The 13,343-nt window shown below is 62.8% G+C and carries 11 protein-coding genes; 8 read left to right on the top strand and 3 right to left on the bottom strand.

The genetic code is table 11. The features are described from left to right. A partial coding sequence (locus MJ956_RS04895) for a hypothetical protein (RefSeq protein WP_253963355.1) occupies window positions 1-2,749 on the top strand: 2,749 nt, incomplete at its 5' end. Window positions 2,750-2,769: 20 nt separating this feature from the next. On the opposite strand, the gene tyrS is transcribed toward MJ956_RS04895, so the two are convergent. Next, on the bottom strand, window positions 2,770-4,023 hold the full coding sequence (gene tyrS / locus MJ956_RS04890) for a tyrosine--tRNA ligase (protein ID WP_253963354.1): 1,254 nt from the start codon (window positions 4,021-4,023) through the stop codon (window positions 2,770-2,772). Window positions 4,024-4,160: 137 nt separating this feature from the next. Here tyrS and MJ956_RS04885 point away from each other — a divergent pair, with 137 nt between their 5' ends. Beyond that, window positions 4,161-5,348, top strand: coding sequence for an anhydro-N-acetylmuramic acid kinase (locus MJ956_RS04885; protein WP_253963357.1), 1,188 nt, complete (start codon window positions 4,161-4,163; stop codon window positions 5,346-5,348). A gap of 15 nt (window positions 5,349-5,363) precedes the next feature. Here MJ956_RS04885 and MJ956_RS04880 read toward each other — a convergent pair whose 3' ends face one another. Both MJ956_RS04880 and MJ956_RS04875 read right to left on the bottom strand, forming a co-directional pair. Further along, window positions 5,364-5,825 carry a PRC-barrel domain-containing protein gene (locus MJ956_RS04880; RefSeq protein WP_253963353.1) on the bottom strand — a complete coding sequence of 154 codons (462 nt, stop codon included), beginning with the start codon at window positions 5,823-5,825 and terminating at the stop codon, window positions 5,364-5,366. Between the two features lie 196 nt (window positions 5,826-6,021). Then, window positions 6,022-6,696, bottom strand: a complete 675-nt coding sequence (locus MJ956_RS04875) for an alpha/beta hydrolase (RefSeq protein ID WP_253963352.1) — start codon at window positions 6,694-6,696, stop codon at window positions 6,022-6,024. A gap of 192 nt (window positions 6,697-6,888) precedes the next feature. On the opposite strand from MJ956_RS04875, the gene MJ956_RS04870 reads away from it, so the two are divergent. The 6 genes from MJ956_RS04870 to MJ956_RS04845 all read left to right on the top strand — a co-directional run bounded on the left by MJ956_RS04870 (window position 6,889) and on the right by MJ956_RS04845 (window position 13,326). Continuing rightward, entirely contained in the window at window positions 6,889-8,079 is a 1,191-nt protein-coding gene (locus tag MJ956_RS04870; protein WP_253963351.1) for a cysteine desulfurase family protein, read from the top strand. Window positions 8,080-8,217: 138 nt separating this feature from the next. After that, the gene (gene sufB, locus MJ956_RS04865; protein ID WP_253963350.1) at window positions 8,218-9,747 is read left to right on the top strand and encodes a Fe-S cluster assembly protein SufB; all 1,530 of its coding nucleotides are present in this window, start codon (window positions 8,218-8,220) and stop codon (window positions 9,745-9,747) included. After that, the gene (locus MJ956_RS04860) at window positions 9,747-9,962 is read left to right on the top strand and encodes a hypothetical protein (protein WP_253963349.1); all 216 of its coding nucleotides are present in this window, start codon (window positions 9,747-9,749) and stop codon (window positions 9,960-9,962) included. Before sufB ends, MJ956_RS04860 begins: the two co-directional genes overlap by 1 nt. A gap of 11 nt (window positions 9,963-9,973) precedes the next feature. After that, window positions 9,974-10,729: a Fe-S cluster assembly ATPase SufC gene (gene sufC, locus MJ956_RS04855; protein WP_253963348.1), complete on the top strand. Its 756-nt coding sequence runs from the start codon at window positions 9,974-9,976 to the stop codon at window positions 10,727-10,729. Beyond that, window positions 10,729-11,979 (top strand): Fe-S cluster assembly protein SufD, encoded by a 1,251-nt coding sequence (gene sufD, locus MJ956_RS04850; RefSeq protein WP_253963347.1) that lies wholly within the window; start codon window positions 10,729-10,731, stop codon window positions 11,977-11,979. The genes sufC and sufD overlap by 1 nt, the downstream gene beginning before the upstream one ends. Before the next feature lie 96 nt (window positions 11,980-12,075). Then, window positions 12,076-13,326: a cysteine desulfurase gene (locus MJ956_RS04845; RefSeq protein ID WP_253963346.1), complete on the top strand. Its 1,251-nt coding sequence runs from the start codon at window positions 12,076-12,078 to the stop codon at window positions 13,324-13,326. Window positions 13,327-13,343: the final 17 nt, after the last annotated feature.

Below are 13,343 nucleotides of genomic sequence, written 5' to 3'. Positions count from 1 at the left end.
CATCGGGTTGCGAGGTATCGAAGTCCGCGACCTCGCCGTGCTCGGCCGGGACACATATCGACTTGAGAATCTGGAGATTGCGGCCGACGCCTCGGGTCATTTCACGATGGACGCCAAGGGCATCGTCGCCGATCACGCACTGGCCTTGTCCGGTACAGCCATACTCGATCAGAGCCGCCAGCGAATTGATGAGCTCGTGGCAAGAACCTCCGAACAGGAATTGCAGTGGGGAAGGGGGGCAGCCATCGGCGATGACGATGCGCTCGGGCTCGTGTTGCCGGCAAGCTTCGCCGTTTCGCTCACCACGACCGCCTCCGGCCGCCGTGTCACCGCGAGCGTCAACGGTCACGATGGCTGGATCGTCGGCAAGGCCAGGCAACCCGTAACGTCAGCAAGGGGCAGCATCAGCCTTGCCGAAGGCGAGGACGATCTGACGATCAGCGATGGGTGGATCGATTTCGGGACAGCGGAGGCCGAGTTCACTGGCCGAATAGACCTGATCCCGGACGGCTCCGGGCGACATCGGCTGGAACTCGGCACCACCCGGCTGGATTCCTCGGCGGGAAACTCCGACGCACCAGTGTCGGCGTCGCTCAAGGCGGTGGGAGAGGTCAATTTCGGCTTAGGGCGATTCACATTCGGCGAATTGTCGTTGAGGACCGATCGCGGCGAACTTACCGGCACCAGCGAACTCACAGGCCTGACTTCCGCAGACCGCGTCCGGCTGGACCTTGCCGCCACCGCCCTGACGACAGCGGACATCAAGGCATTCTGGCCGTTCTTCATTGCGGACAAGGCCCGCGCTTGGGTGCTCGGCCACGTTGCCGAGGCGGGATCAGTGCCGACGGGGTCGCTTGCTCTCGATATCAGTCTTGCGCGGCTTGCCGAGATCGCGGTGCCGGGCGAGGGCCCGAACGGGGACGAAGTGCGGCTTGCGATCGATTTCGAGGGTGGAACCTTCGCGACGATCGGCGACATGCCGGCCGCCAGGACCGTTTCTGGAACGTTGGATTATCGCGACGGTAAGGCTCTGATCACCATCGCGACCGGAAGCATCGCCGGCTTTCCGAGTCTCGACATCATGCCGTCGTCGTTGGATTTCGTTCGGGCGGACCATGGCGTCGCCGCGTCATTGTCCCTCAATCTCGCCGGTGACGCTTCGGCGCTGCTTCGGCTGGCTGACCGCGAGCCGGTGGGTGTATCGCGCAAATTCAGCTGGGGGAGCGACGACGTAACGGGCCAAGCCAGAGTCGGGGTGGGCGTCGCGTTTCTGCTCGGGCAACCGACGGCGGAAGAAGACCGGTTGGAGAGCTGGTCGATCTTTGCCGAGCTCGATGGGGTCGGCCTCGAACGCCGGATCGACGGGCGAGATATCAAGGCCGTCTCAGGAACGGTCACTATAGCACCCGGCGCCGCCATCGGGGATGTCGCGGCGGCGATCGACGGGATGCCCGCCAGGGTGGAGTTCTCACAGCCGATCGGGCCGAATCCGATCGGCGAGGCGACGCTCGACGTGACCGCGCGATTGAGCGACGACGAGGTCCGCGCGGTGTTGCCGATGCTCGGCGAGTTCGTCGATGGCCCGCTGTCGGCGCGTTTGACGCGGGTCGAGGACGGATTCCGCGCCCGACTCGATTTGGGGACGGCGCGACTTGACATGCCAGTGGTCGGTTGGACCAAAGGTCCGGGTGTCCCTGCAACGCTAGCCTTCGATCTGAGCGTCTCGGGCGAGCAGATCTCGATGCGCAATGTCGAATTGTCGGGGGAGGGGTTTTCGGCCAAAGGCAGCATCGAAGTGGACGGCGACGGCCTCAAAAGCGTGACGCTGGATAGTGCGGCTCTCAATCGGGGCGACGATATCTCCGGGCAGTTCATACGCGGCGACGAGGGGTATGTGCTCGATATAGCCGGGCGCAGCCTGGACGCGCGGTCGATGCTCGACCGGCTCCGGCGGGAAACCCTCGCGGCAAATCCAGATCAGCCGAGCAACCGCGAAGCCATTAACGCTACGATCGCGCTCGACCGATTGTTGGGTTTCGATGGCGAGGAGTTCCGGAATGCGACCATTCGGTACAAATCCGGGGGATCGGTTTCTTTTTCAGCCGACACGCCAGCCGGCCATCCGATCAAACTCGACTTCCGACCACAGGGGGCGGATCGGACGATCGGTCTTGCCACCGACGACGCCGGATCACTGCTCCGATTCGGCGGGCTTTATAGGCGCATGCAGGGCGGCACCGCGCGATTGCAGCTCTCGGGAATGGCGTCTGGCGGGTTCAGCGGCGCCTTGAAGCTGCAAGATTTTACCTTGGTGGACGAGCCGCGATTGGCAAACCTGGTGGGGACGACGCGCGCCGGGAGCCAGAGCCTAGCTGGTGCGGTCGGCCGCGACCTCGAAGTATCGCGGGCCTATTTCGATTCCGCGTCCGTCGGACTTGCCTGGAACGGTCGCCAATTGTCGGCGCGGGAGGGAATTGTGCGCGGACCGATCTTCGGCTCGAGCTTCGAAGGCACCCTCTATGATTCCCGCGAACAGATCGACATATCCGGCTCATTCATGCCGGCCTATGCGATCAATCGATTGTTCGGGGCACTGCCGTTTGTCGGCGGCATTCTGGGCAACGGTGCCGAGGGTGCGCTGATCGGTATCACCTATCGGCTGGCCGGCGCCTTCGGCGATCCAACTTTGACCGTCAATCCGATTTCGGCGATCGCGCCGGGGATATTCCGCCGAATCTTCGAGTATTAGGCCGCAGAACATCGCATGGCTCAGGCGACGGGCCGCACGAGAACGTGCTTCTTGCGCCCGACCGACAGTTTGGCGACGCCTTCGGTGAGATTTGCGGGCCCCACCATGAGCCGCTCGTCCGAAATGGGCTCATCGTTGAGCCGGACCGCGCCGCCCTTTACATGTCGGCGTGCCTCGCCGTTGGAGGCTGCAAGCCCGGCCGACACGAGCAGCGACAGAAGCCCGATGCCCGCTTCGAAGGACGTCGCCGGCACCTCGATCGTCGGCAGGGTGTCGGCAAGTGCGCCTTCCTCGAAGGTCTTGCGGGCCGTCTCGGAGGCCTCGTCGGCCGCCTCGCGCCCATGCAGCATCGCCGTGATCTCGTTGGCGAGGCGCTTCTTCGCCTCGTTGATTTCCGACCCACCAAGCGCCTCCAACCGCGCAATCTCGTCCATCGGCAGAGTGGTGTAAAGCTTCAGGAAGCGGCCGACATCGGCGTCCTCGGTGTTTCGCCAATACTGCCAGAAGTCGTAGGGCGGGAGCATGTCGGCATTCAGCCAGATCGCGCCGCTGGCGGTCTTGCCCATCTTGGCGCCCGAGGCGGTAGTCAGGAGCGGCGAGGTGAGGGCGAACAGCTCGGCCCCATCCATCCGTCGGCCAAGGTCGATGCCATTGACGATATTGCCCCATTGATCCGAACCGCCCATCTGCAGCCGGCAACCGAAGCGGCGGTAAAGCTCGACGAAATCGTAGGCCTGCAGGATCATGTAGTTGAATTCAAGGAAGGACAGCGATTGCTCGCGATCGAGCCGAAGCTTGACCGAGTCGAAAGAGAGCATCCGGTTGACGGAGAAATGGCGTCCGACGTCGCGCAGGAACGACACATAGTTGAGCTCCAGAAGCCAGTCGGCGTTGTCGACCATGAGGGCATCGTTCGGACCCGGGCCGAAGCGGATATAACGCTCGAAGGAGCGCCTGATCCCGGCGAGGTTCTGCTGGATTCCCTCCACGCTCTGAAGCTTGCGCGCTTCGTCCTTGAAGGACGGGTCGCCGATCATGCCGGTGCCGCCGCCCATCAGCGCGATCGGGCGATGGCCGGTCTCCTGCATCCAATGCAGCATCATGATCTGCATCAGCGAGCCGACATGCAGGCTCGCCGCGGTCGGGTCGAAGCCGATATAGCCGGTGACGGTTTCGGTGCGAAAAAGTTCATCGAGGGCGGAGTCGCCAGATGTTTGCTGAATGAAGCCGCGTTCGCAAAGCGTCGCCAGAAACTCGGACTTGAAACCGGTCATGGGATAGTGATCCTGATAGGTTCGTTGGAACGCTAAGGTTCCTTCGTTCGTCGGGAGCCGTTTACCAGCCCTGACCAACAATTCCAGATGCGGAGCCGATTTTGACGGGTTTGTCCCAACGCCGTGCGCTCGGCCTGATGAGCGGAACCTCGCTCGACGGGATCGATGTGGCACTCCTCGATACCGACGGAGACCGCCTCGTGAAGCGGGGCCCGGCGCGGGTCTATGACTACGACTCCGCATTCCGGCGCCGTCTGGCCGAAGGACTCGAAACCGCGAAGTCGATCATTTGTCGGACCGATCGGCCCGGTGATCTGCACGCCTTGGAGACCGAGGTGACCCGGCGCCACGGAGAGGCGGTGCGGCGCTTTTTCGCAGACTGCGGGATCGAGCCCGCGACCGTCGATGTCGTCGGTTTTCATGGTCAGACCGTGCTGCACCGGCCCGAGAAGGCGCTGACGGTCCAACTCGGCGGCGGTCAGCTGCTTGCGGACTTGCTTGGCCTGCCGGTCGTATTCGACATGCGCGCGAACGACATGCTCGAGGCCGGGCAGGGCGCACCGCTGGTTCCCGCCTATCATGCGGCGCTGGCAAAGAATCTGCCGCTCCAATACCGGGAACTTCCGGTCGTGTTCGTCAATATCGGCGGCATCTCCAACGTCACCTATCTCGACGGAGAGCACGACCCGGTCGCTTTCGATTCCGGTCCCGGCAACGCCTTGCTCGACCAGTGGCTAGAGCGCGAGGCGGGAATCCCCTTCGATCAGAATGGTGCGATCGCCAGTGAGGGCGGTATCCTGGCCGAACTTTCAGAACGCTATCTGTCGGCCGACTTCTTCGCTAAGACGGCGCCGAAGTCGCTCGACCGGTTCGATTTCGCCGTTCCGCCCAGCCGAGCCGGCTCCCTGGAGGACGTCGCTCGCACGCTCTGCTTCGTCAGCGCGCAAGCCATCCTCAAGACGGCCGTGCATTTTCCCGAGCCACCGAAACTCTGGATCGTCTGCGGTGGCGGGCGGCGTCACCCGGCGATCATGGGCGATCTTCGCGACGGGGCCGCGCCGCAGGCACGCGTCCTCACGGCCGAGGAGGCCGGCTTCGACGGCGATGCGATGGAGGCGGAGGCATGGGCCTATCTGGCGGTCCGCTCCCTCGACGGGCGGCCGCTGACATGGCCGACGACGACCGGCTGCCGCGAGCCGTCGAGCGGGGGCACGCTCGCTATGCCGGAGAAAGCCGGAAAAAGGAAGCCTGGCACCGCTGGTCAGGACGCCGCCGCCCCCAAAAACGAAAAATGGGGGCTTTCGCCCCCAAAATCCGCCACATAGGTCGTGGGAACCGGTTCAGTTCCAGAAGCCTTCATCTACGCCAGGCAAGTTTTCCAAGGCCTCCTCAGAGTATCGCGTAACCAGCGCGTAGGTCTTGTCATCTACCGCGACGAGCCTGACATCCTCGACCGGGATCATTACATGCTTGTCGGCGATATCTAGAAAGCCCCCGATCTCCCCGACAACGCCGATCATCTTGCCGTCCTTCGACAGGACAATATCCTCGATCTCGCCGATCTGGTTCCAACCGTCCCCGATACCGTCATACCGGTTGCCGGCTGTCCAACTGGCTTCGTCATAGGCTTCGTTCACCGTATAGATCTCGCCTCCGGTAATGTCACGGGCCCGAATAAGGTCACCGCGCATCGCGGACATGTCCATCATGTCACCCGTGTACGCCGACTGAGAGAATGCGGCGCCACCGGACATAGCAACCGCGATCACGGCGGCACCAATGATATTTTTAGCCTGATACATCAATCTTTCCTCCATGGTTGATGATGTTCGATGATATTGGAACGGAGGAAATGATGTTAGGTTCCGCCGCGCGCAACCTTCGTCAGACTGCAGATTGGAAAAAATGAGGACCACATTGCTTCAGGCGGTTCTGACGCTCTGCCGCAACCGTCTATCAGCACTCGTCACCTGGCTGGCAAACAGAAGGACTTTCGGCTTAGCGCAGCCGTTTCGGCCTGGGGTCGGACAACTCACCGGCAAGTCGGCGGTCGAGATAGTCCGCGCACTCGGCCAATAGCTGGTCGGTGTGCTCGGTGAAAAAGTGGTTCGCCCCCTCCATCGTATTCTGGGTGATGACAATACCCTTTTGAGTCTTCAGCTTGTCGACGAGCGTCTGCACATCCTTGGGCGGAGCCACGCGGTCCTGATCACCATGAATGATCAGACCCGACGACGGGCAGGGCGCCAGGAACGAGAAATCGTAGGAGTTCGGCTGTGGGGCAATCGACAGAAAGCCTTCGATTTCCGGACGCCGCATCAACAGCTGCATGCCGATCCATGCGCCGAAGGAATAGCCGGCCACCCAACACTGCTTGGAGTCGGGATGCAGGCTCTGCACCCAATCGAGCGCCGAGGCCGCATCCGAGAGTTCGCCGGCGCCATGATCGAATTCGCCTTGGCTGCGGCCAATGCTGCGGAAGTTGAAACGCAGGGTGGTGAAGCCACGTTCGACGAACATATAGAAAAGCTGATAAACGATCTGATTGTTCATCGTGCCGCCGAACCGCGGATGCGGATGCAGGACGATGGCGATCGGGGCGTTCTTCTCCTTGGCGGCCTGGTACCGGCCTTCAAGGCGGCCGGCTGGGCCATTGAAGATCACTTCGGGCATAATTGTCTTCCTTGGCGAGCAGGATTGCTCGGCGGGACGCTTCTTGACGAAGCCAGAGCGGCCTCGTATTCTCTAGTTTAGAATGATTCAAAACTACCGGCCGACGTCGAAGGCGTCTTTTAGTCCGAGCGCCGCCGAAAATTCAAGAATTTTGCATCGACGGGCCACGAAATCGAACCGCTGCGAGAGCGAATGACCGCAAGCCAGCGACGCCTCTATCTGGATTACAACGCGACGGCGCCGCTGCTCGAAGAGGCGCGGCGCGCGTTTGTGTCGGCGCTCGACGCCGCCAATCCGTCGTCGGTCCACAGCGAGGGACGCCATGCGCGCGCCCTTGTAGAGGGGGCGCGACGCTCGCTCGCTCGCCTGTTGTCCTGCGATCCGGCCAATGTCGTCTTTACCAGCGGGGCGAGCGAAGCGGCGATGACCGCCCTTGCACCACGGTGGTTGATCGACGGACGGGAGACGCCGATCCAGAAGCTCGCCGTTATCGACACCGATCATCCCTGCCTTCGCGAGGGCGGCCGCTTTGCGGCGGATCACGTGACCCGTCTGCCGGTGGATGCGAATGGCATCGTCGATTGCGAGGCGCTGGCGGCTTGGGCCGCCGGGCTCTGCGAAGGCAATGTCGGCTTGCTGGCGCTGACGCTTGCCAATTCCGAAACCGGCGTCCTGCAGCCGTTGGAGCGTATCCACGCGGCGATTGCCGGCCGCCCCGTCAGATTGGTAATCGACGCCGTGCAGGCGGTTGGCCGCATACCGGTCGACCTTGCCGGTACGGGGGCAGACGTGTTGCTGGTTTCCGGCCACAAGTTCGGCGCGGCCAAGGGCGTCGGTGCTCTCGTCCTTCGTCATCCGACGACGCGGCCGTTTCCGCTGGTGCGTGGCGGCGGACAGGAGACAGGGCGGCGGGCCGGCACCGAACCGGTTCCGGCGATCGCCAGCTTCGGCGCGGCTGCCGATGTTGCTTGTGAACGTTTCGAAACCATGCCCGGCCGGATGAGGGACCTGCGCCGCCATCTCGAGGCAGCGATCGGGAACATGCTTCCAGGCGCTGTCGTGCTGGGGGCGGAGGCGGAACGGCTGCCGAACACGGTGGCAATTGCGTTTCCAGGGCTTCGCAGTGAAACGGCGCAGATGGCTCTCGACCTCGCCGGTATTGCGATTTCGGCGGGATCGGCGTGTTCGTCGGGCAAGGTCGGTCGCAGTCACGTCGTCGCCGCGATGGTGCAAGCAGGTCTCGCAATCGCGGCCGACGAGGGGGCCATTCGCGTCAGCTTCGGTTATGAGACGAGCGCCGAAGATCTCGACCTTTTCGTCCGGGAATATGCCGGATTGATCAATCGCATTGCGCACGCGCAGCGACAAGACCACGCGGCATGAGGATTCGTTCTTGCACTGCGGCTCCGGAAGCCTAAAAAGCAGGACGCCTCGTCGCTATGTTAAGAGCCGCTTCGATGATATCGCGGCCGCACACGCCCAACCACCGGACCTTGAATCCGGCGAGTATGGAGAATTGGAATGCCTGCAGTCCAGGAGACCATCGATCAGGTCCGAAAGATCGACGTCGACCAGTACAAGTACGGGTTCGAGACGCTCATCGAGATGGATGTCGCCCCGAAGGGCCTCACCGAAGACACGATCAAGCTGATTTCGGCCAAGAAGAACGAGCCGCAATGGATGCTGGACTGGCGTCTCCAGGCTTTCGAGCGCTGGAAGACCATGGAGAGCCCGACCTGGGCGCGGCTCGACTATCCCGAGATCGATTTCCAGGACATCCACTATTACGCGGCGCCCAAGTCGATGTCGGGTCCGGCATCGCTGGACGAGGTCGATCCGGAGATTCTGCGCACCTATGAGAAGCTCGGTATACCGTTGCGCGAGCAGGAAATCCTGGCTGGCGTCGTCAAGCCTTCTGAGCCATCGGAGTACGACGAGAACGGGCTGATGCCGCCGGGCGCCAACGGCTCGTCGCGGGTAGCGGTCGACGCGGTGTTCGACTCGGTGTCGGTCGCTACCACCTTCAAGAAAGAGCTGCAGAAGGCCGGCGTGATCTTCATGCCGATCTCCGAGGCGATCCGCGAGCATCCCGACCTGGTGCAGAAATATCTGGGCTCGGTGGTCCCGGTCTCGGACAATTTCTTCGCCACGATGAATTCGGCCGTCTTCACTGATGGCTCGTTCGTCTACGTCCCCAAGGGTGTTCGCTGCCCAATGGAGCTGTCGACCTATTTCCGGATCAACGAGAAGAACACCGGCCAGTTCGAGCGCACGCTGATCATCGCTGATGAGGGCTCGTACGTTTCCTATCTGGAGGGCTGCACGGCGCCCCAGCGCGACGAGAACCAGCTCCACGCCGCCGTGGTCGAACTGATCGCCCTCGACGACGCTGAGATCAAATATTCGACGGTCCAGAACTGGTATCCGGGCGACAAGGATGGCAAGGGCGGCATCTACAATTTCGTCACCAAGCGCGGCGACTGCCGGGGCAAGCGGTCGAAGATTTCCTGGACGCAGGTCGAAACCGGCTCGGCGATCACCTGGAAATATCCGTCCTGCATCCTGCGCGGCGACAACTCCCAAGGCGAATTCTACTCGATCGCCGTCTCCAACGGTCGTCAGCAGATCGATAGCGGAACGAAAATGCTGCATCTCGGCAAGAACACCACCAGCCGAATTATCTCGAAGGGCATTTCCGCCGGCCGCTCGAACAACACCTATCGCGGCCAGGTCTCGGCCCATCGCAAGGCGTCCGACGCGCGCAACTTTACCCAGTGCGACTCGCTTCTGATCGGCAACGAGTGCGGCGCGCATACGGTGCCCTATATCGAGACCAAGAACGCCACCGCGCAGTTCGAGCACGAGGCGACCACATCGAAAATCTCCGATGACCAGCTGTTCTACTGCATGCAGCGAGGCATCCCGGAGGAGGAGGCCGTGGCGCTGATCGTCAACGGCTTTGTCCGCGACGTCATCCAGCAATTGCCGATGGAGTTCGCCGTCGAGGCGCAGAAGCTGATCGGGATTAGCCTCGAGGGCTCGGTCGGATAATGTCGCGCCCAAACGCGCCGCTGGATGCCGCCCGCGACGCGCGCCTGCGCGACATCGAAGACGAGATCGGGCAGGCCCAGGAGGCGATCGGGATGGCGCAGGGTAATGCGACCGACACGACCGTCGCCGACGAACTTGAAGCGCTTCAGAACGAGCGCGATCGTCTTCTGACAGAAATCCGATCGGCCGACGTCGCCGACAAAACCGAACGTTGAAGAAAAGACCGATGCTTGAAATCAAGAACCTGCATGCCCGCGTGGCGGACGACGAGACCGAAATCCTGCGTGGCGTCGACCTGACGGTCCAAGCCGGCGAGGTGGCGGCGATCATGGGGCCGAACGGCTCCGGCAAGTCGACCCTGTCCTACATTCTCGCCGGCCGCGAGGATTACGAAGTCACCGAGGGCGACATTCTCTACAACGACGAGTCGATCCTCGAGATGGATCCGGCCGAGCGCGCAGCCGCCGGCGTTTTCCTTGCCTTCCAGTATCCGCTGGAAATTCCTGGCGTCGCGACGATGACGTTTCTCAAGACGGCGCTCAATTCCCAGCGCAAGGCGCGCGGCGAGGGCGAGTTGACGACGCCGGACCTGATGCGCCGGGTGAAGGCGGCGGCGGCCGATCTCAAGATCGACGCGGCCATGCTGAAGCGCCCGCTCAATGTCGGCTTCTCCGGCGGCGAGAAGAAGCGCGCCGAGATCCTGCAGATGGCGTTGCTGGAGCCGAAGCTCTGCGTCATGGACGAGACCGATTCGGGGCTCGACATCGACGCGCTGAAGGTCGTCGCAGACGGGGTCAACGCGCTGCGTTCGCCAGAGCGGGCGTTCCTGGTAATCACCCACTATCAGCGCCTGCTCGACTACATCGTGCCGGATACGGTGCATGTCCTTTACAAGGGCCGGATCATCAAGAGCGGCGACAAGGAACTGGCGCTGCAGCTCGAAAACGAGGGCTACAGCCAGATCATCGACGAGGCGGCTTGATGAATGTGCATCAATTGACCTCCAGGACTGCGGCGGAAACGGCGCTGATCGAGCGAGCCGAGAAGGCGGGCGGGGTTGCCGAGGCCAAGGATTCGGCCATCGCCACCCTGCGTCGCGAGGGTTTGCCGAACCGGCGTATCGAGGCCTGGCACTACACCGACCTGCGCCTCCTGATGAGCCGGCTGGAGGATACGGGCAAGGCGGACGCGGTCCCGTCAGGCGCCGGCGACACGCTGTTGTCGCCGCTCCTGCCGAACAGCCATGTCATCGAGATCGGCACTGCCGACAGTGGCGCGGTGCCGGCGGGCGTCGCGGTGACGGCGATCACGGAATCGGCGGACTGGAGCCGGTCCTCGAACCACCTCGACCGACCGGTGGATACGGTTCGGCTCTTGAACGCATCCTTCGGCGCTGCGGCCGTCGCTATCGAGATTGCGCCGAATACCGACGTGACCGCGCCGCTGGAACTGCGTTCGCAAGCGGGTGATCGCTCGCACAGCCTGGCGCGCTGTACCGTCGGCGACGGCGCGAAGGCGGTATTCGTCGAGCGGATCGAGGGAGCCGCATCGCCGACTCCCTCGACCGGGGTTTGGCATCTGGCGATCGGCGCGGGCGCGGATGTGCTCTGGATCGTCGATCAGGCCAAGGGCGCCTCGGCCGCGCATCTCGGCCAACTTAATGTCGAACTAGGCGCCGATGCCTCGTTCCGGATGTTCGTGCTCAATACCGGCGGCGCGTTGGTGCGTTACGAAGTGCATGCCGAGACGATGGGCGAGGGCGGCGATATCAAGATCCGCGGCGTCAATCTTATCGAGAACGGCCAGCATATCGACGTGACGACCACTTTGAGGCACACGGTTCCGAATACGACGGCAACCGAGACGTTCCGCAATGTCGTGACCGGTGGCCACGGCGTGTTCCAGGGCATGATCAAGGTGGCCAAGGAAGCGCAGAAGACCGACGCTAAGATGGCCTGCAACACGCTGCTCCTGTCGGACGACGGCGATTTCTCGGCCAAGCCGGAACTCGAGATCTTCGCCGACGACGTGCAGTGCGGCCACGGCGCGACCGCCGGCGAGATCAACGCCGACCATCTGTTCTATCTGATGTCGCGCGGCATCCCCGAACAGCCGGCCCGCGCGCTTCTGGTGAAGGCTTTCGTCGCCGAAATCGTCGAGGAGTTGGAGCATGAGGCCGCCGAGGATGCGCTGATGCAGCGCATCGACACCTGGCTCGACCGGAGCCACTGATCGTCGCTGCTTCTTGATCCGGCCGTGGGTATGCGGCCGGGATCGGATCCAGCCTAGTTTCGCGAGCCCACGGGTTCGCCACGGGAGTCCGTTTCCATGAAGGCCGAAGCGACAGCCGCTGACATTGGGGCTTACGACGTCGAAGCCGTGCGCCGGGAATTTCCGATCCTGTCGAAACAAGTCTACGGCAAGCCGCTGGTCTATCTCGATAACGGCGCCTCGGCGCAGAAGCCGCGCGCCGTTCTCGACGCCATCCAGAAGGCCTATAGCGAGGACTATTCCAACGTCCATCGCGGGCTGCATTTCCTGTCGAACAAGGCGACCGAGGAATTCGAAGGCGCGCGGGACAAGGTGCGCGACTTCCTCAACGCCGCCAGCAGCGAGGAAATCGTCTTCACCCGCTCGGCCACCGAGGCGATTAACGTCGTCGCCTATGGCTACGGGATGAACGAGATCGGCGAGGGCGACGAGATCGTCCTCACCATCATGGAACACCACTCCAATATCGTTCCCTGGCACTTCATTCGCGAGAAGAACGGCGCCAAGCTCGTCTTCGTTCCGGTGGAAGACGACGGTTCGATCGACATCAAGGCGTTCGAAAAGGCGATCACACCGCGCACCAAGCTGGTGGCGACGACCCATATGTCGAATGTGCTGGGTACGGTGGTCGATGTGAAGGCGGTGACCGCGCTCGCCCATTCAAAGGGTATTCCGGTTCTCGTCGACGGCAGTCAGGCGGCCGTCCACATGCCGGTCGACGTGCAGGACATCGACTGCGATTTTTATGTGTTCACTGGCCATAAACTCTATGGGCCGACCGGCATCGGCATCCTTTACGGCAAGCGCGACATGCTGGAGCGGACGCGGCCGTTCAACGGAGGCGGCGAGATGATCGTCGAGGTCACCGAGGAGACCGTGACCTACAATGCGCCGCCGCACCGCTTTGAGGCCGGCACGCCACCGATCGTCCAGGCGATCGGGCTCGGCGCCGCGATCGACTACATGAACACGGTCGGGCGCGATGCGATCGCGGCTCACGAGGAAAGCCTCAGGCACTACGCACACGAGCGGCTGAAAGCGGTGAATTCGCTCCGGATCTACGGCGAAGCGCCGGGCAAGGGGGCGATCGTTTCCTTCGACCTGGAAGGCATCCATGCCCATGACGTGTCGATGGTGATCGACCGCGAGGGCGTCGCGGTCAGGGCCGGCACCCATTGCGCCCAACCGCTCTTGAAGCGGTTCGGCGCGACCTCCACATGCCGGGCATCATTTGGTATGTACAACACGTTGGCGGAAATCGACCGCCTCGCGGAAGCGCTCGAAAAAGCCAGGCGCTTCTTTGCCTGACACGCGGGCCTGAGGAT

Origin of the sequence: Aurantimonas marianensis, assembly GCF_024195285.1 — a bacterium.
Taxonomy (GTDB): Bacteria; Pseudomonadota; Alphaproteobacteria; order Rhizobiales; family Rhizobiaceae; genus Aurantimonas; species Aurantimonas marianensis.
The sequence above is the reverse complement of the archived record's forward strand: the minus strand, read 5'-3'. Positions and strand labels throughout refer to the sequence as shown.

Coding starts and splice junctions, on each gene's coding strand:
- sufB (WP_253963350.1), top strand. CDS start 8,218: ATGCCTGCAGTCCAGGAGACCATCGATCAGGTCCGAAAGATCGACGTC.
- MJ956_RS04845 (WP_253963346.1), top strand. CDS start 12,076: ATGAAGGCCGAAGCGACAGCCGCTGACATTGGGGCTTACGACGTCGAA.
- tyrS (WP_253963354.1), bottom strand. CDS start 4,023: ATGACCGGTTTCAAGTCCGAGTTTCTGGCGACGCTTTGCGAACGCGGC.
- MJ956_RS04880 (WP_253963353.1), bottom strand. CDS start 5,825: ATGTATCAGGCTAAAAATATCATTGGTGCCGCCGTGATCGCGGTTGCT.
- MJ956_RS04875 (WP_253963352.1), bottom strand. CDS start 6,696: ATGCCCGAAGTGATCTTCAATGGCCCAGCCGGCCGCCTTGAAGGCCGG.
- MJ956_RS04885 (WP_253963357.1), top strand. CDS start 4,161: ATGAGCGGAACCTCGCTCGACGGGATCGATGTGGCACTCCTCGATACC.
- MJ956_RS04860 (WP_253963349.1), top strand. CDS start 9,747: ATGTCGCGCCCAAACGCGCCGCTGGATGCCGCCCGCGACGCGCGCCTG.
- sufD (WP_253963347.1), top strand. CDS start 10,729: ATGAATGTGCATCAATTGACCTCCAGGACTGCGGCGGAAACGGCGCTG.
- MJ956_RS04870 (WP_253963351.1), top strand. CDS start 6,889: ATGACCGCAAGCCAGCGACGCCTCTATCTGGATTACAACGCGACGGCG.
- sufC (WP_253963348.1), top strand. CDS start 9,974: ATGCTTGAAATCAAGAACCTGCATGCCCGCGTGGCGGACGACGAGACC.